Consider the following 24,728-nt stretch of genomic DNA (forward strand, 5'->3'; position numbering starts at 1 on the left):
AAAAAATATGAGATAAATAATCCCTGATACTTGTTTTTTGACAAATATCACATGTGTTCACGCTATCAAATCGACTGAATCTGTGCGAGTATTTCTTTTATTATTTTCCAAGTTATCTCAATGCAAGCCCATGAATTTAAAATATAAATAACCCAATCGATTAGAGGGTGTTTGGTAAATAATGTCTTAAGTGGTAGGCAATTGCAAGTAAATGACGTATCATTTGTCCAAGATTGTCGGCCACACTCGTACCATCTAGATTCGGCCGCACCTAATTCATTTCTTATGAGTCATCTTACCATGATAAAGACATTAAATTTTCGTCCGTTAAGCCATGCAAGTACATTGCGCACCCTTGCCATCACCAGTATGCTTAGCGCTACTGTCGCTATGTCTGGCTGCTCATTATTGAGTGTTTATAAGATTGATTTGCCGCAAGGCACGGCCATTACTCAAGTCCAAGCGCAAAAGCTGCAAGTGGGTATGAATCAGAACCAAGTGCTTTATATTTTGGGTAGCCCAGCGATTAAAGACACGCTTGAACCTAAGCGCTGGGACTATATCTATGATTATAAAGCAGGCACAGAAGGTAGCCGCAAAGGCATTGCTGATGTTAAAAATGCTAGCCAGCATTTGGTGGTCTACTTTGATAATAATGGCTTGGTGACACGTATTGAAGGCATGGAAAGTTTACCAGCCTCGTAACAAATCCTACTTATCAATCTAGCGACTCAACTGCGAGATTTGTTTTTGCGCTGAGACATCGGATCAGCGCTCAAACTGCGATACACCTCTATGCGATCAGATGGCTGTAATACATAGCTCAGCGGTTGCTTCTGCGCATAGATGCCGACGTGCCAACGTTTGGCAGTTGGTGTAGCAACATCTATGACTTGCTCACACCAACTTGCCAATTCTGCAAACTTCTCAAGCCATCCTGCTTGCGCCAACGCTGCGTATAAGCTGGTACCATGGCTGACCTGTAAAGACAAATAATGCTGGCGCTGCTCATCTTCAGCATAGGCCAAATATACTGTCATCAGCGCACTCTGCTCAGCATATTGTGCCGTATTCACGCTCGTTAGCTCAACCACTGCATCACCCAGCCTATTAATGCCAATATGAGTGCCAACGGAACAATCAAGCGTATCGCTATGCGCCACAGATTATAGAATGCTTCACTACCAAAATTCAGTGACTTACGTAAATGACTGATTTTCATCTGCCACCCTGCAAACACTGATAACAGTAGTACAGCAATGCTGCTAATAATAACCAAGAGACTGACTAGCCATGTCGTTGGAATCGCCATCACTAATAGCAGTGCTAAGGCAAATGTGATTATCAGGCTAACCAATAGCCCAAACTTATGCGTTAACTGTTGGGTACTATAATGTAATAAGTAACTGGCAACGAATAACACCCCTACCCAGTACAGCAACTGCCCAATCGGTGGTAATACCATACCACTGAGGAATAAAGCCACCACGCCTATCAGCAGCTGTAATATCCAAATCGGTAATACCAGCTTAGTGGCGCGATATTCACGAGCGGCAGCCCTGCTTTTTACTTGTTGGCTATCGTCTGCGACCGCTGTGACGGTTTGCTTACTGACTAAGTTTTGACCAAACCAATATAACCCTGTGCCTGCACCAACACTGACCAATGCTAGGGCGACTGCGCGTGCCCATTCGGTCAAGCTAATACCCGTCATGGCAAAACCAATATGGGGTATACCATTTGCGATGCCCAGTAGTAGTCCTATGACCATGAGCCCAAGCCCAATAGGTAAAGGGGCGACGCCAAGCAAACTCAGTAGTACCGTAATAACCATGAGGCCAGCTGCCACTGCAAAGCTAGGAATGCTGGGTACGCTATTGAGCTCAGTCAACGCGGCTAAGATGCCTGTGCTGGCACCCGATATCACCAATGCAGCAATGGTAATAGACACCAATGCCGCAAGCCAGCCAAAGCTGCGCCATACTGGGCTTGCATCGGCTTCACGAGTCAGCTTTTGCATACCAGCGACAGGTCCCTCGACACTGCGATACGCCAATGCAATCTCAGCATAAATAACTGGCAATGCGACCAATACCATTGCCACGAGCCACAGCAACCAAAAATCAATCTCGCCGATAGATGCTGGTGCAAACCAACGAAATAGCAGCAGTGGTAATAATGCTGCGATAAAATAAGAAGCATAACGGATCATCATAATTTCAATCCAAACGATCTAAAGTAAATAACGATAATTTATAATTATACAGAGCAATGATTAAAGCGTGTCATCATTAACCGCTGTAAATGAGTTCATCTGCATATTGTCTGCTTAATATAAGGGACATACAGTTATGAAAAAACCCCGAAATCGGGGTTTAGTAATTCAGACGTGATTCATATGCGATCTGGTAGTTAGTGGCTTTGCCGACAACATACGCACCAGATAGGTATCACCAAGGCTATTCAATTAATGAATGGCGCTCACATAGTCTGCCAAAATGCGAATATCATTGTCTGATAGTTTTGATGCGACCGTCTGCATCATGCCCATCTCGCCTTCTTTGGCAGCATCGTTGACTCGTTTTTGATCATCGCTAGCGATATCATCAACACGCCCAGCGGCACGGAAAAGCTTTAGCTGAGTGGAGATGTACTGTGCATGCTGTCCGCCAAGCTTTGGAAATGCAGCCCAGGTATTACCCGCAGCATCTGGACCATGGCAACCAGCACAACCAATCACACCGCGTGATTTATCACCACCCAAGAACAGCTTAGTGGCTGCTTGGTTGGTCGCAGGATTACCGTAGCCAACACCCCAAGGCGCTTGGCTAGAATAATAGCCTGCCACATTGGCCAAATCTTGCTGAGACAAATTGGCAACCTGTGATTGCATGATACCGTTTTTGCGGTAGCCTGCTTTAAAGTTGACCAACTGTTTGTAGAGATACTTTACGTTTTGGCCGCCCAGGTTAGGCTGTGCAGGAACAATACTGACCCCATTAAGACCATGACAAGCAGCACAAACAGTTTCTGCAATTTTTTGACCTGCATTAACATCATACTCAGGAACAACAATAGCAGCTTGTACGCTGAAACTTGCAACGCATAAGCTGGCAGCAGCGATTAACTTTTTCATTGATACAAATCCTACTAGCTCGGTGTAAGCATTATCTAGAACGGTTGCACTAATAAGATACCCAGTAAAAGCGCCCCCTTTATGAGATAGGACGGATTATATTTTAGGCTCTTGCACACAAGCAGTCTGAAAGTACTTACTAATATCAGGGTTTATTTTCGATTATTATAGCAAGACTTTGTATCATTTGCCTACTTAATCGCAGTATCCATCAGTTTTCTAACAACATGCGTTACATTACCAAGCGAAAGCAGAAACCATATATAAACAATAAATCTGATGCTCTATCAAGGTATATACGGACGTTAGATTATTCACTCATGTATTCAATCAACTGGCGATAATCATCGTCGCTGCACTTGTTGCATAGACCGCCCGCTGGCATCTGCGGCATACCTGATTTGACGGATTTAATGAGGGTTGGCATGCTTTTTTGTTTGATAAGTTGCTGCCATTTTGCACTATCACCTTTTTTGATAGCATTTAGCGCACCGCTATCATGACAAACAGCGCATGAATTGTCGTAGGTCTTGGCAATATCAGCAGCACCTGCACTGCTTGCCATAGCACCACTAATCAGTACCGTAGCAACGCCCGCGGTGACAGCGCGATAGCTTTTGCTAAGTAGTTTATTGATTGCAAACATGGAGCACCTCCTCGTGATATTTCACGTGTCTAATCCATCGTTCTAATAAGTATCTCTTATCAAATATTGTAACAATATATGTCATTCAAATATAGGTAAATTGGATAAGGCTTTGTTAATGCCCAAAACTTGTGCTGATGAATGCGCAATTTTAATGTTATCCTACTATTTATATGACGCTAATTGCAGTTATTTCAATAAGTAAGACAGGTAATGGTATAGAATAGCCGTTACTGTAAAATAGCTGCTTTTATAAGCTGTCTGATGTAGACCACTACCGTGAATTATCAGCTGATTAAAACGTTACAACTGTATCCAATTTTTTAAGATTAATGAGCCATTTATGAATACCCCGTTTACAGATGTTGCCGCCGAACATGCGGTGTTCAACACCAAATCCCGTCAAAAAATTCAGCAAACAGAATTTTTGATGTCAGCACCTACTTTTCGTCTTTGCCCACCTGATATGGGGCTAGAAGTTGCCTTCGCTGGCCGCTCAAACGCGGGTAAATCTTCTGCTATCAATGCCTTAACCAATCAGCGCCAACTGGCTCGCTCTTCTAAGACCCCTGGCCGTACGCAGATGATTAACTTTTTTAGTATCGGTGATAATGACCGAAGACTGGTCGATTTGCCTGGTTATGGCTACGCCGCCGTACCGCTTGAGATGAAAAAAGAATGGCAGGTAGAGCTAGAGGAATACCTAGTATCGCGCTCAAGTCTGGCAGGTTTGGTACTGATGACGGATATTCGCCATCCACTCAAATTCTTTGATGAGCAAATGCTACGCTGGGCAAATGATGGTGAACTGCCTGTTCATATCTTGTTGACTAAAGCAGACAAATTGAAATATGGTGCCTCTAAAAATGCATTGCTTAACACTCGTAAAAGACTAAAAGAGCTAGGGTTGAACTGTAGCATTCAGCTATTTTCAGCACTCAGAAAAGAAGGTCTGGATGAGTTGGCCGGTATTATGGGCAACTGGTATGAATATCAGCTCGAAGCTGACAAAATTATTGAGTCCTCTTTTGCGTTATTAGAAGGCGAAGAGTTAGAAGAGGCTATTGAAAAAGACAGCGCTCAACAAGAAAGCACTCAACAAGAAAACAAGTAGATATCCTAATCTTCTATTAAAAAAACCTTTAACTAAAAAGGGTTTATCGTTATCGCGATAAACCTTTTTTTATGGCTGCTACTTTTATGATTACTATAGTCAGAGAAGTCTAAAATAGGTACAAGGCAGCCGATTGCAGATAGTACAATTAGTACATCTAAGGAGAGTAACGCCGTAGCAGTTTAGTAATTCTTTGACTATACATGATTACGACGTCTGTTTTTTATCATAAAGACGCATGTCCACACAATAAATCTGCTAGGGCTTGCGGTGTCTCTACTTGATAAGTAGGATGCTGCGCAGCAAGCTCAGCATGAGATGCCGTCCCATAATTGACTGCAATACTGGTCATGCCAAGTGCGGTTGCCATTTGGATATCATAAATACTATCACCAATAAACACAGCATCAGACATCTTTTGCTGCGTGTAGTCTAGAATATCAGTCAGCATTTGCGGATCCGGTTTTGAGCCTGCCTCATCAGCGCAGCGTGTCATCACAAAATACTGATGACTCTGTGAAGCATCTAGTACCCGATCTAGCCCTTTTCTTTTTTTCCCCGTGGCTACCGCTAGTTTTTTACCCTGCTGCTGCAAAGTCTGCAACATAGCTTCTATCGGTGCAAAAAGCGGTGTAAGGTGACTATTGGCAATATAGTAATCTGCGTAGGTCTGCTGAATGGCCAGTTTTTGCGATTCATCTGCTTGCGGATATAAAATCTCAATACCTTTCATTAGGCTTAGGCCAATAATGTCCTGCACGGCTTTATCCGTCGTTTGAAACCCATGCGCTTCACCAGCCACATGCATAGAATCAACGATTAGGCCGATTGAATCCATCAATGTCCCATCCCAATCAAAAATAATAAGGGTTTTGTTAGCCAAGCAGTGCTCTGCTAATGGCTGAGCGTTTACGGTAGGTTCTGAGGCATTAACGGTAGCGGGTGTAGTCATGAATATACCTTAACGAATGACAGTAATAAATGGCAGACAGCAAAACGTCACGGTGGCTTATTGATTCAATGAGCCACCGTGACGTTTAGGGATAACACAAAGGCGCTATTACAACCTCTATTTGAAAACCTATTCAGGCAGTTTAATGGTCTCTGGTAACCAATCTGCCATCTCTTCTGGCAATGGCGCAGTGATGGTCTTGTAGCCTGGAATATCTAAGCGCCACGCGTGTAGGCACAGGCGATGAACGCCTGATTTGTCATGAACGTTGTATTTATCATCGCCCAAGATAGCATGACCGATATGAGCCAAATGCACACGGATTTGATGCGTACGACCAGTTAACGGCTTGGCTTCAATCAAACTCACTGGCTGATCTGCAATCGTAAAACGACCGTGAACGACGATGTCTGTCTGGCTTTCTTTGGATTGTGGGTCTTGCGCATCTACTTTGACGCGGCGTTCACCACTAGCGACGGTATAACGTAGCAATGACGCATCGATACGCTGCTCATTAAGCGTCGGTTGTCCTTTTGCCAGACACAGATAGTGCTTCTGAATGGTTTTATCTACCAAATGCTGCTGCAACACTTTGAGCGTTGAGCGTTTTTTGGAAATCATTAGCAGACCTGATGTGTCTTTATCAATGCGATGTATCAGTTCTAGGTATTTTTTACCCGTCACTTCACGCATGGCTTCAATCACGCCAAAGTCCAAACCACTACCGCCGTGGACAGCGATACCAGAGGGTTTGTTTAACACGAGTAATCCATCGTCTTCATAGACCACACGAGCGAGCAAGCTTTTGGCAAACTCAGTGCTAATGATTGGCTTTTCGCGGGTGGCAAGCACCACTGGTGCGATACGCACGACGTCTTCACGCTGCACTCTATCGTGTGCTTTGCAGCGCTTATTGTTGACGCGTATCTCATCTGAGCGAATCATTTTGTAGATATGCGGTTTTGGTAAACCCTTTAAGCGGTTCAGCAAAAAGTTATCCAAACGCTGGTCGTGCTGATGGCGTGTCACTTCAAGGTAGTTCACCTTGCCGAAGTTACTAATCTCATCGTCAGCGCTTTGCGGGCGTGTTTTGCTATTAAAAATAGCAGGGGCTTCATGGGTAGGAGCGTCGTCAGTCATTTTTGAGTTTGTCATTTTTAGTTAGGTATTTACACAAAGATTTGTTATAGTTTAGCATGTTGAGCGACAATTAAGCAGAGGTTACAACAATAATCATTGTTGTTCCAAATAGTTGACCACCATTTTATCACTTGTCAGTTTTTTACTGATGCCGAGTAAAGCGGTTTTCTCTATCTACCCTGCTGACATGACACGTTTCATCTGATTTTGAGTGTACTGTCTATTCAAAGCTACTACCTAAAAAAGGTATTACTGACCAAAGATAGCCTCATAATTTAAAAAACTGTACTGATTTTTTCGGTGCCATAAAATAAATAGTGACACTAGATACCATCGCGTTAATAACTCTGATAATAAATCAGCTTATTGACCGATTACAACATAACATTGACTCACTCATCGCATGACAACGACTTTATTTGATAACTGTTCATTATTTAATGATTACTTATCTGATGGTCTTTTACGCCAGCATAGTTGAGCAAGTATGGGTAGTTTAGCGTTAGGATCGAAAAGTAACTCGATAGCTGCCTAAGTATTGGTGGTCAAACAGATGATGATAAAAAGGTGACTGTAATACCATGCTGACAAGCTGGCCCCTTACTCTGTTTGCCAAGTACGCCCCGCTGATAACCAAGCTGCGATACCTAACCTTGAAATACCCAAGATATTATTGACGTTATATAAAGAACGATAAATACAGAATCAGCAATCGCTTTACCTGAGTAAAAAATCGCTGAATGACGCTATTATATATAGCCATCATGACCGCGATATTATTGTTAGACTTTGATGGATGAACAAAAGCAGCACCATGCTTTTTTAATATCAGTATTTTTTAGACCCGTAATTGACCGTCGCAGGCGCTTACAACGTTTGCTGACAATCACTACCAATAGAATGTACTGACTATAAGAGAGCCTCGATACGCTGATACATTCATATATGTACCGAGTTTATTGATGATAAAGTATGAGTACTATAGCCTTACAACCTATACTGTTTATATCCATGTTGTCCTCGCTGACAGCTTCAGGTAAAAAAGCCATTGAAAAAGCCCACGTGCTTTATGAGACCCACGATTTACGTTCTATCGTTAACTAACATCTGCAACTGCTAATATCGAATTAGCCATACTTGCCACTGTACCTTGATCTAAAAGACTGTTTTATCGTTGTTATGCGTACTCATAGGATATAAATATGAAACGCATTTTAATCAACGCCACTCAAAACGAAGAGATTCGTGTCGCCTTATGTAAAGGCAATCATTTATACGATTTCGATCTAGAAAACCGTACCCGCGAACAAAAAAAATCCAATATCTACAAAGGTCATGTGACCCGTGTCGAGCCATCGCTTGAAGCGGTATTTGTTGAATATGGCTCTCAGCGTCAGGGTTTCTTGCCGATTCGTGAAATCTCTGCTGAATACCTAAGCGGCAATCCACGTGATGAAAACATCAAAAAACTGATCAAAGAAGGCGACGAGCTAATCGTCCAAGTCGAAAAGGAAGAGCGTGGTAACAAAGGCGCTGCCCTATCAACTTATGTATCATTGGCTGGTCGCTATCTGGTATTGATGCCAAACAACCCTCGTGGTGGCGGCATCTCACGTCAAATCTCGGGTAAACTGCGCGAAGATATGAAGCGTATGCTGGGTAATCTTGATTTACCAAAAGGCATGAGCGTTATCATTCGTACTGCTGGCATTGGTAAAACTCAAGAAGACTTACAACATGATTTGAACCATTTGCTTAACATCTGGCAGGCCATTCAAGAACAGAACCAAAAGTATCCATCACCGCGCTTGGTTCATCAAGAAGCAGGCGTTGTCACACGTGCTGTTCGTGATTACCTGCGTGATGATATCGCTGAGATTTGGATCGACAACGAAAACGCTTATATCGAAGCCGCTGGCTTTATCGATGCTGTGATGCCAAAGCAAGCGGAAAAATTGCGTAAATACACCGATTACGAGCCGATGTTTTCGCGCTTTAATATCGAAAAACAAATCGAAACTGCCTATCAGCGTGAAGTTCGTCTGCCATCAGGCGGCTCAATCGTGATCGATCAGACCGAAGCATTGGTCTCTATCGACATCAACTCAGCCAAATCGACTAAAGGCTCAGACGTTGCTGAGACCGCTTATCACACCAACCTAGAAGCTGCTGACGAGATTGCCCGTCAACTACGTCTGCGTGATATGGGTGGTTTAATCGTCATTGATTTCATCGACATGAATGATAATAAGCATCAAAAAGAAGTCGAAAAGCGTCTGATTGATGCCACCAAATATGACCGTGCACGTGTGCAGTTTGGTGATATTTCTAAATTCGGCTTGATGGAGATGAGCCGTCAGCGTCTACGTCCTTCACTAGAAGAGTCAACGGGTTATATCTGCCCACGTTGCCATGGCAATGGCATGATTCGTGACCTGCGTTCGTTGTCGCTATCGATTATGCGTCAGATTGAACAAATCGCCCTAAAAGAGCGTCAAGGTGAAGTACAAGCAGAAGTACCGACTGATATCGCAGCCTTCCTATTAAATGAAAAACGTGACAGCTTGGTTTATCTTGAGCAAGACAGTGGCACGCGTATTACCATTTTGCCGCATGCTCATTTAGAATCACCAAACTTCAAGCTGCACTTTAACCGTGATGGCTTTGCCCCATCGAGCTATGAGCGTATCACTGATGCTCAAGAACAAGAGCACAGCGATCTTGGCTACAATGTTGACTGGCAAACGGCTGAAAAAGAGCGCCCAGAACAGCAGCCTACTCGCCAACCACGCCAGCAGTCGAACGATAATAGTAGCAAACCAAATAGCCCTGCAAGCACGCAGCAGAGCACCACAGTAGCCTCGCAAAACAGCACTGTTAATCATAGCAATGATCGTCGCACTCATAACAATCATAGCAACCATAAAAGCGCCGATGCAGCAGCGCCTGTGCAAGCACCGCAAGTAAATAACACTCAGAGTGTTGCTGCACCAGTAGCGACGCAACCGCAAAGCGCTCAAGCGCCTGCCCAGCCACAAGCTGTCGCTTGGTTGTCTAATCTGTTTGCGCAAGCACCGCAAGCCACAACGACACCTAACGTTAGTAGTCGTGATGCCGCCGAAGCGATTGAAGCACTGGTAAATACTGGCGCGCAAAGCCTAGGCTCATTCGGTCAAGTGGATAGCAATGCGCTCAATAGCGCAGGCTCAAACAATACAGCTACAAGCAACGACAGCCCTGCCCAATCAACTGGCAATCAAAAAAATGACAGCCAGCAGTCAGACAATCAGAACAATCGCCAACAGGCACGTCGCAATAACGACGGCGATGCTGATGAGGGTAGCAGTGAAGACAGAAGAAGACGCAAACCGCGTAAATCTAGATCTTCTAAACCGCGCCCAAGAAAAGACGCAACTGATGAGATAGATAATACTGTTGATGACAGTGCCACGATCACTACTTCAAACACTACTGATGACAAATCGTCTGATACTCAAGACCAACGTCAGCAAGACAAGCGTCAACAGGATAATAGACGCACAAACGATCGCAATCGCAACAACCGTCAAGACACCAATCGTCAGGATAGCAGTCGCAACACAAGCGAGCGTAATGAAGCTGACAACCAAGACAGCGCTAAAACCGATGAGCAAACGCGTGCTAAGCGTAAATCGCATAGCCAACGTGGCTCACGCGGCAAGCTAGAGCGCGGTGAGACGCTGACAGCAGACAGTGTCAAGCAAGGCAAGCAGCAGCAAGCTAGAAGCCATGATGCAGCCAATAGCAAAAATCAATCTAGCTCGCGCCGTAGTCAAGACCCTAACGAAGTCGTACTTCAGGTCAATGAAGCACCGACTCAGCTAAAGCCGTCCGAAGTTGTGCATTTATCTTTAGATGATAGCAAGTCTACGCAAGCAAAACCGCAGGCGACTGAAAAGCAGAATACAGCAAACGATGTGGCAAAAAACGAGCGCTCGAAAGATCGCCCTGCGCCGCATCCTGCTCAAAAGACTAATGCTGATGAGCAAAGCGCTAACAAACAGTTTGAGCAGGAAAGAAGTGCTGTAAAAACTCCTGACGTGAAAGCTAGTGAAGTAAAAACCAGCGAGGTCAAAGAAGTTGCAGACCAGCAAGTACAAAACGAGGCATCTAAGCGTGAGCAAAACACTGCTGACGAAAAACCGTCGGTAGACGCGCCAGCAGCCTCTGCGAACAGTGCTGACCTTGATGCAGACAAGCCTTCAGATAACGTACCGTCAGTAGCGACTGATACAAACGTTACTACTGCGACAGCGCAACAGCCGGAAGTAGCAACTGCAGACGAAAGCAGTTCAAACAAAGGCATTGCTAGTCAGAGCGTAGAGAAAAGCAGTCCAGACCAGGCTAGTAAAGTCAGTGATGCTGTCAGTGCTCAGGCCGATGACAGCAATACCAAGGCTGTTGATGCCAGCAATACCAGTAGCTCAACACTTAAGCTGACACGCGAGGCATTGTTTGGCACACGCTATGTAACTGCAGAGAAGTTCGGTCAAGCTAGTAACGATCCACGCGTGATTCGTAGTCAGCAATTGCAGACAACGCAAGCTGCTAAAGTTGAATCACAACCGACTGTGAAAATGGCAGCCATTGGCAGTAGTGTTGGCACGTTTATCCGCGCAACATTGCCAGATGCGCAAACTCGCTTGGAAACTGAGGGCGTTATTAATTGCTTCATCGCGGCGATTGCCTTGCATAAAGACCAAACGCAAACGACTGATGATACTCAAAGTGTGGTCAGTGACAACGATGATGCTGCGAGTGAGAGCTTTGACTTTAGCAACTATGGCTATCAGCCATTGGCGGATGATTATCTCGCACGCTTTGAAACGATGACGCAAGCCGTCAGTCAGTTCGCAGCGGCTCAAGGTAAAACAGACGTTGAATTACCTACTGTCAGTAAGCGTGCTGCCAATGATCCGCGTGGCCAGCATCCTGACTATCAGGAACCAGCGGTCTTGAGCGTACCTGCAACACAAGATGCTGAAATGAGTGCAGAATCAGCAGTGGACTCTGAGCCAACTGATAGTGAACTAGACGCTTATGTTGTGGAAGCCAGTGCACTGGTCAATCAAGCACAAGCAGACGATGTCAGTGCTGATAGCGAGCAATTGCTAGAAGTTGAACAAGCGCAATCAGCTACCAAGCAGGTAGATGTTGAGGCGAGTGACATGCCACAGGCGAATGTAGAAGAGGCCGAGCCAGCAATTGACTCTACCTTAGAGCAACCGAATAAGGAAGAGAGTCAGGCAGCAAAGTCAAAGACTACCATCGCCAGTTATAAGAACATGATCGAAAATGTGGCTGAGCAACTGCTGCCGCAAACTGGTATGTTCAATTTGACGACGCCAAAAGTGCCTAAGGCTCGCAGCCGTAAACCTAAGACAGAGCACAAAAAACCCACCCAAGCTGAAAAGCTAGCCTCTGATGAGTCAGACAGCGAAAGCTAGTTATTGAAAGCTCATCATTAAGAGTGCAAACAAAAACCCCAAAGCTGCTAGCAGCTTTGGGGTTTTTTATGTCGAGACAGATAGAACTAGCGCTTTATTTGTCAAGCAAATAGTGCTCAAAAACTATCATTTTAATGTGCAGAAGAAGCTGTATCATCTTTGCCACGCATTTTATTAATAACCGTTAATAGTGCCACGACTGCTGCACCGATAACAAAACCAATAACACCATTAAGCAAGGTCGTCGTCAGACTTTCAAATATACCTGTCAAACCTGCCAAGTCCTCGACACCATGATGCAAGAAGCCAATGCCATGTACTAAAATACCACCACCTACCAAGAACATTGCCAACGTACCCGCAATGGATAAAAACTTCATTAGCTTGGGTGCAGCGGCAAACATAAACTTGCCCAGTTTTTGTTTAAACGCACCATCCTGCTCCATCAAATGCAAACCTGCATCATCGATCTTGACGATGCCCGCGACCAAACCATAAATACCAATCGTAATACCGATCGCTAGGATAGATAATACCAGACTGCGTTCTAACAGCGTCGCCCCTGCCGTTGCCCCTAAGGCAATCACAATGATCTCAGCGGATAAGATAAAATCGGTACGTATTGCGCCCTTAATTTTTTCTTTTTCAAAGGCGACCAAATCTATCGTTTCATCCGCATTGGCTTTGCGGCGTGCGTTCTGCTCTTCATCGTGAGGCAATGCATGTGGCCAAAAACGATGTATGACTTTTTCGGCACCTTCATAAACCAAGAACAAACCGCCACACATCAGTAGAAAAGTAACGAGTGGCGGATATATTGCACTGATCAGCAGCGCGGCTGGCACTAGAATGAGCTTATTGACGAACGAGCCTTTGGCGACCGCCCAAACGACTGGTAGCTCTCGATTGGCTTTAACACCAGTCACTTGCTCAGCATTTAGCGCCAAATCATCGCCCAATACGCCAGCGGTTTTTTTAGCAGCGACTTTGGTCATGACGGATACGTCATCCAATATCACACTGATATCATCAAGTAGAGTTAATAAACTGGCACCTGCCATGTGTGCTCCTTAAAGCAAATTTGTTAAAGTAAGTCGTTCTCAAATAATCAAAACAAAGCATTTTATTCAAATTGTTATAAAAAATATGCTGTTAGCATTAGATTACAAGGGCAAGCCTATATATTACATAGTACAAATGTATCTTATTTTCTGAATTTGTATTGATAGCTATTCTTTAAAGTTGGCAGTATCTACATTTATTGGATGATGTACTTGAGCTGTCAGTTGACATAAATATGGTAATATAGAGAAGATGACTCTTCACCTTTTATTATCAATAAGTTATACAAACGTCTTCACTGTTAGACCTTTAAAACGTTGCCAAGACACATTACTATATAAAAAAGTTTCTAGCGCTTTTTTATAATGAACTCATGATTAGGCGCGATGCCTATAGGAAACCCGTATGCCGTTCCCCACGATCAAAAATACCACCTTGCGTAACCCTCTTTCTCGTACTGTTTTATCTCGTTTTATGATGAGTGCGCTACTGGTTGGTATTGCTGCTGGCTGCTCAAACAATGCCGCCGATGCAACCAGTAATACCAGTGTTGTCAACGCAGCCCCGACTAAAGCCACTCCTACTAAGACCTCAGCTGGTAATGATGCAACCGTGGTGAAGGACTTACAGGCGAATCTAAAGGCCTCTGGTATCGAGGAAACCATTATTTCGGCCGTACCGACAGATATGGATGGCATTTATTGGGTGACCGCTGAAGGTCTGCCTTCTTTCTTTACGGATAAAGCTGGTAAGCATATTATTCAAGGTCAGATCATCGCTGTGGGTGATGCCGCCCCAGTTGATATCAGTGCCGCATTGGTTGCTAGTACAGCACAAGAAGCGCTAAAGGCCGTCGATAAAAAAGACATGGTGATTTATCCAGCAAAAGGCGCGACCAAAGCCGTCATATATGCGTTTACCGATGCTGACTGTGGTTACTGCCGCAAACTACATTCAGAAATGGATGATATCAATGCACGCGGTATCGAGGTTCGTTATCTGGCATGGCCACGTAGCCAAGAATCGGTACCAAAGATGGAAGCTATCTGGTGTAGTCAGGATCGTAAAGCTGCGATGGATCAAGCAAAAATCGGTGCCAATGTACAAGCGCCTAGCTGTGCCAACCCTGTACAAGCTCACATGGCATTGGGCTCAAAACTTGGTGTGCGCGGTACGCCTGCGGTCTTTACAGAAACTGGACAGCAAGTTGGCGGCTATCTACCTGCAGCCGAATTGGCACAAGCAGTAGGCGCTAATTAATAATTTGAGTTATCAATATTAGTGACTCATATTAGAGTGACTAATATCAGCAACCAAACATAAATGACATATGCATATGCCAAACAAGATTGAAGCTACCGCTTTTCTATCATCGCAAGCTGATATAACCTTGATGATGTTGTCTTTATAGCATTGGCCTTTATGACATTGTGTAGACGTCACAACGCCTTGTCGGTATGATACGATAAAGCGCAATGCAACATGAGCAATACCCCTTTTATTTGAGCTTTTTTTATTCAACTATGATGAAGCAGATAAGCAGGCAGGACCAGACAATGCGCACAGATATTCTGTTTGATGCCGCAGACTCATGTCACACTGTCACAGCATTTTACTGGCTTCATTATATTTAACCTCTTGAGGATACTGTGAGTAATTCCATCAAACTAGCGATACTTGGTCTGGGCACCGTCGGAACGGGCGTGATCAATCTGATCAATGACAATTTAGATGAGCTAAAACGCCGTAGCGGACGCGACATTATTATTACCGAAGTGGGTACGCGTCGTCAGCGTGATGATATTGATGCCAATATCATGCAAAACAGCGATCTGATGGCAATTGCCGCAAGCGATAATGTCGATATTGTTATCGAAGTGATTGGTGGTACCACCTTAGCCAAAGACATCATTATGCAAGCCATTAAAAACGGCAAGCATGTGGTCACGGCAAATAAGGCTCTACTCGCTGAGCATGGTAATGAGATCTTTGCATTTGCTGAAAAAAACAACGTCCATGTCGCTTATGAAGCAGCAGTGGCAGGTGGCATTCCAATTATTAAGGTAATGCGTGAAGCACTGGCTGCCAATAAAATTGATTGGCTGGCTGGCATCATCAACGGTACTGGTAACTTTATCATGACCGAAATGCGTGACAAAGGTCGCCCATTTGCTGATGTATTAAGCGAAGCGCAAGAGTTAGGTTATGCAGAGGCTGATCCCACTTTCGATGTCGAAGGTATCGATGCTGCTCATAAACTGGCACTACTTGCCTCGATTGCGTTTGGCATTCCGCTACAGTTTGATAAAGTATACTGTGAAGGTATCACTGGTATCACGCTACAAGACGTCAACTATGCCGAAGAGCTTGGTTACCGTATCAAGCATCTAGGGTTTGCAGTACGCCGTGATGGTCAAGGCAATGCTGATGACGCTGGTATCGAGCTGCGCGTACACCCAACGCTGATTCCGCAAGACGCGTTGCTTGCTAACGTCAATGGCGTAAAGAATGCGGTATTGGTCAACTCACACCCACTTGGACAAACGCTGTATTGCGGCGATGGTGCAGGCGCTGGTGCAACTGCTTCTGCGGTGATGGCTGATGTCATGGATTTGGTCCGCGTCCTAGGCAATACCGACTGTGACGATCAAGGCAACAGCAATCAAAACAACCATGGCCATCATGTGCCGCATCTTGCTTTTATCCCCGAACAGCTATCAGACACGCCGATATTGCGTGCTGAGCAGATGATCACTGGATACTACTTACGTGTACATGCTAGTGACAATCCAGGTGTACTTGCGGATATCACTCGTATCTTGAGCGATGCTGGTATCAATATCGACGCTATTTTGCAAAAGCCTGCCCATAAAGTGGGTCAAGTACCTGTCATTATATTGACGCTACCTGTGGTCGAAAGCCAGATGAATCTGGCGATTGAAAAAATCGAAAAACTAGAGACTATTACTGATAAAGTAGTACGCATTCGCTTAGATGAGCTGGCATAGTTAAAACAAGCTTGGCGGCCAACGAGCGTTTGACCTTAGGGCGTGTTGAACATTCAAATATTAGGGCTGCTGATTGTTAAAATTGCACCAAACTAGGCGCAAGCCGACGATAATGTCGAGACCTTAGCTAGGCTTACAACAACGTTTGGGGTGACTTTAGCATCAGCCTTTCAGGGCAGTACTCTTTTTTGCCAATATATGGCGAAATTGTTTAACCTAGAATGACTAGGCTTCAAAAATTTCACTGCATATTGTCTAAAAAATAGTCACTGCCAGCACCACATTTGAATGTTCAACACGCCCTAATCAAAATAAAACACTTTTATTTAAAATACGTGAAAAGGAATAATAACGATGTCAAATGATGCAATTGTAATCTTAAACAGCGCTCGTACACCAATGGGCGGTTTTCAAGGTGTCCTAAAAGACATGAGCGCCACAGACCTTGGTGCTGCTGCAATCAAAGCCGCTGTCGAACGTTCTGGCGTTAGCGCTGATAACATTGATGAAGTCATCATGGGTTGTATCTTGACCGCAGGTTTGGGTCAAGGCCCTGCCCGTCAAGCAATGCGTAAAGCAGGACTGTCTGACGCAACTGGCGCTGTGACGATCAATAAGCTTTGCGGCTCAGGTCTAAAAGCAGTCATGCAAGCACATGATGGTATCAAAGCGGGTAGCTTCAATGTGGCTGTCGCAGGTGGTATGGAATCAATGACTAATGCGCCTTATCTGATGCCAGGGTCACGTGGCGGCTACCGCATGGGTCACAAAGAAGTCAAAGATCATATGTTCTTAGACGGTCTAGAGGATGCTGAAACTGGTAAACTCATGGGCATGTTTGCACAAGAAATGGCAGATGAAAAAGGCTATACCCGTGAGCAAATGGATGAGTTCGCCATTGAGTCATTGAACCGTGCTCTGACTGCTATCAAAGATGGTCACTTCGCAGACGAGATCGAAGCTGTTACGTTTAAAACTCGTAAAGGTGATCAGACTGTTGATACTGATGAGCAACCAGCCCTTGCCAATGCCGATCGCATCCCTACTCTGCGTCCTGCGTTTGCAAAAGAGGGTACGATTACGGCAGCAAATGCTAGCTCAATCTCTGATGGTGCTGCTGCTGTTGTCGTGATGAAAGAATCACAAGCGAAAGCGGAAGGTTTGGATTATCAAGCCCGCATCATTGCGACTGCCTCAAACTCACGTCACCCAAGTGAGTTCACCATTGCTCCCATTGGCGCAATCGAAAAAGTATTAGCAGGTGCAGGTTGGTCTGTGGCAGATGTTGATCTATGGGAAATCAATGAAGCATTTGCTATGGTCACGATGGCCGCTATGGACGAGTTAAAAATCGATCATGCCAAAGTAAACGTCGAAGGCGGTGCTTGTGCCCTTGGTCATCCAGTCGGCTGTTCTGGTGCCCGTATTCTTATCACACTCATCAACTCTCTCAAACGTACTGGTGGCAAAAAAGGCGTCGCCACGCTATGTATCGGTGGTGGTGAAGCAGTAGCAGTCGCTATTGAATTGCCTTGAATATCTATAGATTCTGAGCATATTGTTTTAAAGAAAGACAATGTGCAAAATATTCGATGACAATCTGATAGTTAGTATCTATTTAAAAACCGCATGGCTTTTTGCTTTGCGGTTTTTTTGTGTCTAATCGTAGGAAACAATCGTTCAATATTTCTCTTTGTAAAGCTGCGTCATCTTATACCCCTCTCTCTGTTATAGCGCTTACAGCCTATTACACGTAATTACGCCAAGTGCACACTTCGCTACCTTGCTCATATATATCACTCAGAATCATGATGTTAGGATAGCCACAAGTTGATGCAAAGACTGTCTACATCGTTTAGCACTCGATTTACTTTATTTCCAGATATTCAAAAACAACTACTAAATATTATAATTAAAAGTAATTAACTCACAAAAAGGAAGACAATAATGAGCCAACTAATTCGTTTAAAAGATATCCAAGCAACACACCATGACCTAATCGGTGATGACTATTATGATCCAACAAACAAAACAGCTTACGGTGTCAATGAAGAAAAAATCGGTAAAATTGATGGGGCTTTGGTAGAAGATACCACTGGTCGCATTCGTTACCTCATCGTTGATGCAGGTGGCTGGTTTAGCTCAAAAGAAGTATTGGTACCAGCAGGATTAGCACGTATCGTTGGTGATGATGTGTTCTTTGATAGTTTGACTAAAGGACAGGTCGAAGCAATGGAAGTCTACGATCATGATTATCAATACAGCTACAAAGATCAGTACGAAAAAGACCGTCAAGCATTCTCATCTGATATCGTTCCTGCCACAGAACGTATGGAAATTGCAGATCATGCCTATGACGCACCAAATACGTTAGAACTACTAGAAGAGCGTCTCACTGTTAATAAAGATCGTATCGTAGCAGGTCTCGTCAAAGTCGGTAAGCATGTAGTCACTGAAGAGCGCAACGTCGATGTTGAGCTTGAAGAGGAACATGCCAATATCCAGCGTACCAATGTAGATCGTCCAACAGATCGTCGTATCGGTGATGTGAACGGTAATGAAGCGATCGAAGTTGAATTACAAGCTGAACGCGCCCGAGTCGGTAAAGAGACCTACGTATCAGAAGAAGTCAATGTTGGTAAAACAACTGAACGCCATACTGAGACCATCATTGAAACTATTCAACGTGAAGAATTAGATGTCAATGATGATGGTCATGTAGTTGATCGTGAAGGTAATATCGTAGACCGTAATGACATCACTGCTGAAGATGTACGCCACGCTCGCGGTATGTAATATGCTCATACGTCACATTTCTAATAGGAGATATTTTTTAGACCATTAGCGTAAGATTATTAGCAAGTGTGACGGTATTTATTAGCTAGTTGATATTTAGCTAAACGCATTTATTTATTAGATTAAGATCAGGGCATGTCTCTGGTCTTTTTTGTATGAGTAGTTTGAGTAAATGGTCTATAGTAGAGATAGAGAATCAGGCATTTAGTTGTATGACGTTTTTAGCTTTGATGATCCAACGTTTTATAATTATCAGGAGATAACCATGAGCATCAATAAAGAAAATAATCTGCCTCAAAATAGCTTAATTAATGAACAAGACGCATCGCGTCACCAAACAAAAAATATGGTCAATATTGGCCATCTCGAACTGTTAGAAGAGCGTCCCGTCATTAATAAAGAGCGATTGGATGTTGGTAAAGTAACAGTCACCAAACATGCCCGTACTAAGACCATAAATGTCCCAATTGAGCTTGTCGAAGAATACATCACCATTCGCACTGACTATCATGATGCGGAGAGTCAAGACTTACTCTCTGGTGATTATGACGAAAAAGACATATTACGCCATGTCGAGCCATCATTAGATAGCAAAGCTGTCGTGACCATCAATGGCAAACAAATAGAAGTCGGCGACGATCCTATCGAAATCGTGGTGTCACGCCAAGTAGCCACCATCACTAAAGACACTTATGTCATTCAAGAAATTGATATTGATAAAAGCACGCACGTACATACGGATAGCATCCAAGTAGAGCTCAAGCACGAGGAGCTAGATGTGACTGAAGAAGGGTTTCTAGCGCATGGGTCGCGCGGTAAAGACGTGACTCCACCAGAGTAGATGAGAGGTTGATTAAACTGAGCACATAACTATTCACATAATTATTAGAAAATGTTGAGCTATTGAATATTTCATCATGGTATAGATATAAGATGGCACCGATATAGAATGGCGCTGATATAAAATAGTACAGATATAAAAAAGCAACGTGATACTCGCGTTGCTTTTTTTTGCTTATCGCATGGTCATTACTGTTTATTGGTTTAAGTCGTGCTGACCTTTATAGCAAGGCCCACTTAAAATTGTTATAAACTAATTATCAATCTTAATTGTTATTATAAAGACCATGACTTACTCATTAGATTTTCGTAAACAAGTTCTTAAAAGTATAGATGACGGTATGACCTTTGCTGAAGCTGCTATTTTCTATAATCTCAGCCCAACCACCATACAAAACTGGAAGAGACGTGTTCATAGCAAAACCACAAGGCAAACCAAACCCTATAAAATACCTGATGACGTGCTACTTAATGATGTCAAAGAATATCCTGATGATTACCAGTATGAGCGAGCACGTCGTTTAAACTGTAGTAAAACAGGCATTTATCATGCCTTAAAGCGCCTTGGTATCAGTCAAAAAAAAGACCTTGGAACATCCAAAAGCGTGTCCGATAAAAAGAGCGATATATCACAGTAAGCTTAATAGCTTTACGCAGCAAGGCTATCCCATTGTGTATATGGACGAAAGTGGCTTTGAGGCTGAAACTATTCGTCCTTATGGCTATGCACCGATAGGCAAACCTTGTATTGATAGCTACAACTGGCAAGGTAAAAAGCGAACCAATGTAATTGGTGCTCTTTATGAGAAAATGCTGTTTGCGCTGGATTACTTTGAGCACAACATTAACAGCAGCATTTTCTACGATTGGTGCAAACAAACACTGATCCCAAGTCTTAAAACAAAATGCGTGATTGTCATGGATAACGCTCGGTTTCACAAAAGTAGACGTATCCAAAAATTACTGAACAGGCATGGTCATCGTATGCTTTGGCTGCCGCCGTACAGCCCAGACTTGAAACCTATCGAAAAGAAATGGGCACAGGTGAAGTTTCTACGCCAAGGTTGGATGCAAAATGACTTATCTAAATTATTTTATGATATTTGTCCTGACCATAACAGTTTTATTTTGAACTGACTATAGTTCAGGAGTGTATAGATAAGACCTTTGCGTCTCGCTACCATCTACTGAGCCACTGTGTCGCCTTCTACCTCATCGCTTACTACTTCATCACTTACTACTTCATCGTCCGCTACTTCATTGACTGTCGTGTCTTCAGTATTGACGATGATATCATTGGGTTCAGCCGGTTCAGCTGACATTGGTACAACCTCTTCGGTACTAGCACCCTCTTCTGACCCTGACTCCGTTTCTGACTGCTGACAAGCGCTGAGCGTTAACGCACCAGCAAGGAACCCTACCAACGCTACGGAGGTACGTAGCTGTTTTAACGACGCTAAACTCATGACACTCTCCAAAATAAATATGTTGAACACTATAGCGTGTCCATAAATTCACGCCTATGCTGAATTTGTAAGCAATCAATATAACAGGTTTGTATATTTTATAGGCGTATATTCTTTTTCTAAAAAGATCGTTCGATGAAGGTAAAAAGCCCTTATCTAAAATAGACAAGGGCTTTTATATTCTTCTCAGCTTATAAGTACAAACTGATGGCAATAAAAACTAGATTTTACCATGGCATTGTTTGTATTTGAGACCTGATCCACAAGGACAAGCGGCGTTGCGACTGATATTCATACCTGCATATGGATTCGGCTCATTAGCGCCACTACCTGATATACCCGTATTCACGCCAGCCGCGGCGATACCGCTATTGATACCTCTAGTCTGTGGGTTTGGCTGAGCAGCTGAACGGTTCGCACCACTGTCCAAATTATCCACATCATCATGCTCAAACTGCATTTGCATATGTGCTGCATTCTCACGCTGCTGTATTTCCAACGCTTCTAGCTCTTCTTTGGTTGGAATATGTACACGTGACAGATCTTGTACGGTCTCAGACTTAATCGCCCCTAACATCATCTGAAACAATTCAAACGACTCACGCTTGTACTCTTGCTCAGGATTTTTCTGTGCATAGCCGCGCAGATGGATACCTTTACGCAGCTGATCCATCTGGGTTAAATGCTCTTTCCAGTGCTTGTCTAGGCTCTGTAGCATAAAGTGACGCTCAAGCTGTGCAGCATCTTTTTCACCCATTTGTTCACGGCGCTCATGATAACGCGCGACAGCGGTTTGGATGATTTTTTCGCGCAGTCCTTCTTCGTCTAGACGACGATCTTCATCTAGCCAATCATTGATCGGCATCGGTATCTTAAACTCATCTTCTAGCTCGTCCTCTAACCCATCGACATTCCATTGGTCATCGATAGAGCCTGGCGGAATAAACTGGTTGATCAGGGCAGTATAGATTTCATGATGCATAGTCTCAATGGCTTTTAATAAATCCATCTCAGCCAATAGGTCATCACGCTGTCCATAGATGACTTTACGCTGCTCGTTGGCAACATCATCATATTTGAGCAGATTTTTACGGGCATCAAAATCGCGACTCTCTACTTTGCCTTGAGCATTCTCAATAGATTTGGACACCATTTTATGTTCGATGGCTTCATCTTCTTTTAGACCCATGGCACGCATCATGTTGACCACACGATCGCCTGCAAAAATACGCATCAGGTCGTCTTCAAGCGATAAGAAAAAGCGCGACATACCAGGATCGCCTTGACGACCAGCACGACCACGTAACTGGTTATCGATACGGCGTGATTCATGACGCTCAGAACCAATAATGTGTAGACCGCCAGCCGCCACGACTTGGTCATGCTTGATTTGCCATTGCGCTTTTAGACGCTGCATCTCTTCTGGACTGACCGAATCAATGTCTTCGATAAATGACTGCCAGTTACCACCTAGGATAATATCCGTACCACGACCTGCCATGTTGGTGGCAATGGTGACAGATTTTGGGCTACCTGCCTGTGCGATGATTTCGGCTTCACGCTCATGCTGCTTGGCATTTAGGACATTATGCTTCACGCCCTCTTGATCGAGCAGATAAGACAGCTCTTCACTAGCCTCAATCGTCGCTGTACCAACCAGTACTGGCGCACCTTTGGCTTGGATGTCTTTAATCTCGCGAATGATGCCTTTGTATTTTCCTAACTTGGTTAAGAAAATCTGGTCATCCATATCGATACGAGCAATCGGCTCATGCGTTGGAATGACAATGACATCCAAATCATACGTCGATTTGAATTCTGCCGCTTCGGTATCAGCCGTACCGGTCATACCAGACAGTTTGTCATACAGACGGAAAAAATTCTGGAATGTCGTTGTCGCAAGCGTTTGGTTTTCTGCTTGAATCTCGACGTTTTCTTTGGCTTCGACTGCTTGATGTAGCCCTTCTGACCAGCGACGACCCGGCATGGTACGACCAGTGTTTTCATCAACGATGACCACTTCGCCTTCATCGACGATATAGTGAACGTTTTTGACAAACACATGGTGCGCACGAATGGCCGCTTGAACGTGTGCCAATAGTGGCAAACGACTTGGGCTATATAAGCTTTCGTTTTCGCCCAGCTCGCCCACTTCGATTAGGAAGCGCTCAATTTTTTCATAGCCTTTTTCGCTGATCTCAATCTGGCGATTTTTTTCATCAATCCAGAAATCTTCTTCTTCATTGTTCTTGTTTGCTTCTTCGTCCTTTGAACGTATCAGCACAGGAATAATGGTGTTGATAAGCGCATACATGCGTGATGAATCTTCAGCTTGACCTGAAATAATCAGTGGCGTACGAGCTTCATCAATCAAGATTGAGTCAATCTCATCAATAATACAGAAGTTTAGCGGACGCTGTTTTTTCTCTTTTAGACTAAAAACCATGTTGTCGCGCAGATAATCAAAGCCGTATTCGTTATTGGTACCATAGGTAATGTCTGCTTGATAGGCTGCGATTTTCTCTAATGGTGGCTGCTGTGAGTAAACCACCCCAACAGTCATACCCAAAAATCCAAATAATGGACGGTTCAATTCAGCATCACGCGCTGCCAAATAATCATTGACCGTGACCAAATGCACGCCTTTACCACTGATCGCGTTCAGATACATGGCCAAGGTTCCCATCAGGGTTTTACCTTCACCAGTTTTCATCTCAGCGATTTTGCCTTCGTGCAGAGTGATACCACCGATCAGCTGCACATCATAGTGACGCATACCATTGACACGTAATGATGCTTCGCGGCAGACGGCAAACGCCTCTGGCAATAGCGCATCTAAGCTTTCGCCTTTTTGATGGCGTGCTTTAAATTCTTCAGTTTTTTGTTGTAGTTGCTCATCAGACAAGGCTTGTATTTCAGCCTCTCGTGCGTTGATCTTGCTGACCACTTTACGCATGCGTTTTAATTCGCGGTCATTTTTGGTGCCAACCACACTGCCTATAATCTTTGATAACATAATTTTTTGACCTATGGAATATTCGATAATTAGTGCGCATTAGCCAAAGCGTAGCTCTTTGCCTTG

The 24,728-nt window shown here is 44.0% G+C and carries 19 protein-coding genes; 10 read left to right on the plus strand and 9 right to left on the minus strand.

Annotated elements, in window-relative coordinates; translation table 11 throughout:
• Positions 1-285 precede the first annotated feature (285 nt).
• Positions 286-705, plus strand: coding sequence for an outer membrane protein assembly factor BamE (locus I6E86_RS00740; protein WP_194363601.1), 420 nt, complete (start codon positions 286-288; stop codon positions 703-705).
• 26 nt (positions 706-731) lie between these two features.
• Here the strand turns inward: I6E86_RS00740 and I6E86_RS00745 are convergent, their stop codons facing one another.
• From I6E86_RS00745 to I6E86_RS00760, 4 genes are all read right to left on the minus strand, one after another.
• Complete coding sequence (locus tag I6E86_RS00745) at positions 732-1,094, minus strand: RnfH family protein (protein WP_320158508.1); 363 nt, start codon at positions 1,092-1,094, stop codon at positions 732-734.
• Complete coding sequence (locus I6E86_RS00750; RefSeq protein ID WP_197174651.1) at positions 1,082-2,215, minus strand: hypothetical protein; 1,134 nt, start codon at positions 2,213-2,215, stop codon at positions 1,082-1,084. Before I6E86_RS00750 ends, I6E86_RS00745 begins: the two co-directional genes overlap by 13 nt.
• A gap of 252 nt (positions 2,216-2,467) precedes the next feature.
• Entirely contained in the window at positions 2,468-3,136 is a 669-nt protein-coding gene (locus tag I6E86_RS00755; protein WP_197174652.1) for a c-type cytochrome, read from the minus strand.
• Positions 3,137-3,446: 310 nt separating this feature from the next.
• Positions 3,447-3,782 carry a c-type cytochrome gene (locus tag I6E86_RS00760; RefSeq protein WP_197174653.1) on the minus strand — a complete coding sequence of 112 codons (336 nt, stop codon included), beginning with the start codon at positions 3,780-3,782 and terminating at the stop codon, positions 3,447-3,449.
• Between the two features lie 343 nt (positions 3,783-4,125).
• Here I6E86_RS00760 and yihA point away from each other — a divergent pair, with 343 nt between their 5' ends.
• Positions 4,126-4,896, plus strand: a complete 771-nt coding sequence (gene yihA, locus I6E86_RS00765) for a ribosome biogenesis GTP-binding protein YihA/YsxC (RefSeq protein WP_197174654.1) — start codon at positions 4,126-4,128, stop codon at positions 4,894-4,896.
• Between the two features lie 226 nt (positions 4,897-5,122).
• Here the strand turns inward: yihA and I6E86_RS00770 are convergent, their stop codons facing one another.
• On the minus strand, positions 5,123-5,848 hold the full coding sequence (locus tag I6E86_RS00770; protein ID WP_197174655.1) for an HAD family hydrolase: 726 nt from the start codon (positions 5,846-5,848) through the stop codon (positions 5,123-5,125).
• Between the two features lie 129 nt (positions 5,849-5,977).
• Positions 5,978-6,988: an RluA family pseudouridine synthase gene (locus tag I6E86_RS00775; protein ID WP_194363595.1), complete on the minus strand. Its 1,011-nt coding sequence runs from the start codon at positions 6,986-6,988 to the stop codon at positions 5,978-5,980.
• A gap of 1,202 nt (positions 6,989-8,190) precedes the next feature.
• Here I6E86_RS00775 and I6E86_RS00780 point away from each other — a divergent pair.
• Complete coding sequence (locus tag I6E86_RS00780) at positions 8,191-12,474, plus strand: Rne/Rng family ribonuclease (protein ID WP_197174656.1); 4,284 nt, start codon at positions 8,191-8,193, stop codon at positions 12,472-12,474.
• A gap of 131 nt (positions 12,475-12,605) precedes the next feature.
• Here I6E86_RS00780 and I6E86_RS00785 read toward each other — a convergent pair whose 3' ends face one another.
• Entirely contained in the window at positions 12,606-13,535 is a 930-nt protein-coding gene (locus I6E86_RS00785) for a DUF808 domain-containing protein (protein WP_197174657.1), read from the minus strand.
• 406 nt (positions 13,536-13,941) lie between these two features.
• Between I6E86_RS00785 and I6E86_RS00790 the strand changes: the two genes are divergently transcribed.
• From I6E86_RS00790 to I6E86_RS00820, 7 genes are all read left to right on the plus strand, one after another.
• Positions 13,942-14,796, plus strand: coding sequence for a DsbC family protein (locus I6E86_RS00790; protein ID WP_197174658.1), 855 nt, complete (start codon positions 13,942-13,944; stop codon positions 14,794-14,796).
• 389 nt (positions 14,797-15,185) lie between these two features.
• On the plus strand, positions 15,186-16,544 hold the full coding sequence (locus I6E86_RS00795) for a homoserine dehydrogenase (RefSeq protein ID WP_197174659.1): 1,359 nt from the start codon (positions 15,186-15,188) through the stop codon (positions 16,542-16,544).
• 354 nt (positions 16,545-16,898) lie between these two features.
• A complete protein-coding gene (locus tag I6E86_RS00800) occupies positions 16,899-18,080 on the plus strand; it encodes a thiolase family protein (RefSeq protein ID WP_197174660.1) in 1,182 nt (393 codons plus the stop codon).
• 411 nt (positions 18,081-18,491) lie between these two features.
• Positions 18,492-19,340, plus strand: a complete 849-nt coding sequence (locus tag I6E86_RS00805; protein WP_197174661.1) for a DUF2382 domain-containing protein — start codon at positions 18,492-18,494, stop codon at positions 19,338-19,340.
• A 265-nt stretch (positions 19,341-19,605) separates the two neighbouring features.
• Positions 19,606-20,181 carry a YsnF/AvaK domain-containing protein gene (locus tag I6E86_RS00810; RefSeq protein ID WP_197174662.1) on the plus strand — a complete coding sequence of 192 codons (576 nt, stop codon included), beginning with the start codon at positions 19,606-19,608 and terminating at the stop codon, positions 20,179-20,181.
• Positions 20,182-20,521: 340 nt separating this feature from the next.
• On the plus strand, positions 20,522-20,818 hold the full coding sequence (locus I6E86_RS00815; RefSeq protein WP_320158509.1) for an IS630 transposase-related protein: 297 nt from the start codon (positions 20,522-20,524) through the stop codon (positions 20,816-20,818).
• The gene (locus tag I6E86_RS00820) at positions 20,769-21,317 is read left to right on the plus strand and encodes an IS630 family transposase (protein ID WP_197174664.1); all 549 of its coding nucleotides are present in this window, start codon (positions 20,769-20,771) and stop codon (positions 21,315-21,317) included. Before I6E86_RS00815 ends, I6E86_RS00820 begins: the two co-directional genes overlap by 50 nt.
• A gap of 47 nt (positions 21,318-21,364) precedes the next feature.
• Here the strand turns inward: I6E86_RS00820 and I6E86_RS00825 are convergent, their stop codons facing one another.
• Together I6E86_RS00825 and secA are read right to left on the minus strand one after the other, a co-directional pair.
• A complete protein-coding gene (locus I6E86_RS00825) occupies positions 21,365-21,646 on the minus strand; it encodes a hypothetical protein (protein WP_197174665.1) in 282 nt (93 codons plus the stop codon).
• 220 nt (positions 21,647-21,866) lie between these two features.
• Positions 21,867-24,662: a preprotein translocase subunit SecA gene (secA, locus tag I6E86_RS00830; protein WP_197174666.1), complete on the minus strand. Its 2,796-nt coding sequence runs from the start codon at positions 24,660-24,662 to the stop codon at positions 21,867-21,869.
• Positions 24,663-24,728 lie beyond the last annotated feature (66 nt).

Source organism: Psychrobacter sp. SWN149 (assembly GCF_015864565.1).
Lineage (GTDB): Bacteria > Pseudomonadota > Gammaproteobacteria > Pseudomonadales > Moraxellaceae > Psychrobacter.

Excerpts from the sequence above, each read along its gene's own strand:
- I6E86_RS00740 (WP_194363601.1), top strand. The coding sequence starts at position 286 with ATGAGTCATCTTACCATGATAAAGACATTAAATTTTCGTCCGTTAAGC.
- I6E86_RS00750 (WP_197174651.1), bottom strand. The coding sequence starts at position 2,215 with ATGATGATCCGTTATGCTTCTTATTTTATCGCAGCATTATTACCACTG.
- I6E86_RS00755 (WP_197174652.1), bottom strand. The coding sequence starts at position 3,136 with ATGAAAAAGTTAATCGCTGCTGCCAGCTTATGCGTTGCAAGTTTCAGC.
- I6E86_RS00760 (WP_197174653.1), bottom strand. The coding sequence starts at position 3,782 with ATGTTTGCAATCAATAAACTACTTAGCAAAAGCTATCGCGCTGTCACC.
- yihA (WP_197174654.1), top strand. The coding sequence starts at position 4,126 with ATGAATACCCCGTTTACAGATGTTGCCGCCGAACATGCGGTGTTCAAC.
- I6E86_RS00770 (WP_197174655.1), bottom strand. The coding sequence starts at position 5,848 with ATGACTACACCCGCTACCGTTAATGCCTCAGAACCTACCGTAAACGCT.
- I6E86_RS00775 (WP_194363595.1), bottom strand. The coding sequence starts at position 6,988 with ATGACTGACGACGCTCCTACCCATGAAGCCCCTGCTATTTTTAATAGC.
- I6E86_RS00780 (WP_197174656.1), top strand. The coding sequence starts at position 8,191 with ATGAAACGCATTTTAATCAACGCCACTCAAAACGAAGAGATTCGTGTC.
- I6E86_RS00785 (WP_197174657.1), bottom strand. The coding sequence starts at position 13,535 with ATGGCAGGTGCCAGTTTATTAACTCTACTTGATGATATCAGTGTGATA.
- I6E86_RS00790 (WP_197174658.1), top strand. The coding sequence starts at position 13,942 with ATGCCGTTCCCCACGATCAAAAATACCACCTTGCGTAACCCTCTTTCT.
- I6E86_RS00800 (WP_197174660.1), top strand. The coding sequence starts at position 16,899 with ATGTCAAATGATGCAATTGTAATCTTAAACAGCGCTCGTACACCAATG.
- I6E86_RS00805 (WP_197174661.1), top strand. The coding sequence starts at position 18,492 with ATGAGCCAACTAATTCGTTTAAAAGATATCCAAGCAACACACCATGAC.
- I6E86_RS00810 (WP_197174662.1), top strand. The coding sequence starts at position 19,606 with ATGAGCATCAATAAAGAAAATAATCTGCCTCAAAATAGCTTAATTAAT.
- I6E86_RS00815 (WP_320158509.1), top strand. The coding sequence starts at position 20,522 with ATGACCTTTGCTGAAGCTGCTATTTTCTATAATCTCAGCCCAACCACC.
- I6E86_RS00825 (WP_197174665.1), bottom strand. The coding sequence starts at position 21,646 with ATGAGTTTAGCGTCGTTAAAACAGCTACGTACCTCCGTAGCGTTGGTA.
- secA (WP_197174666.1), bottom strand. The coding sequence starts at position 24,662 with ATGTTATCAAAGATTATAGGCAGTGTGGTTGGCACCAAAAATGACCGC.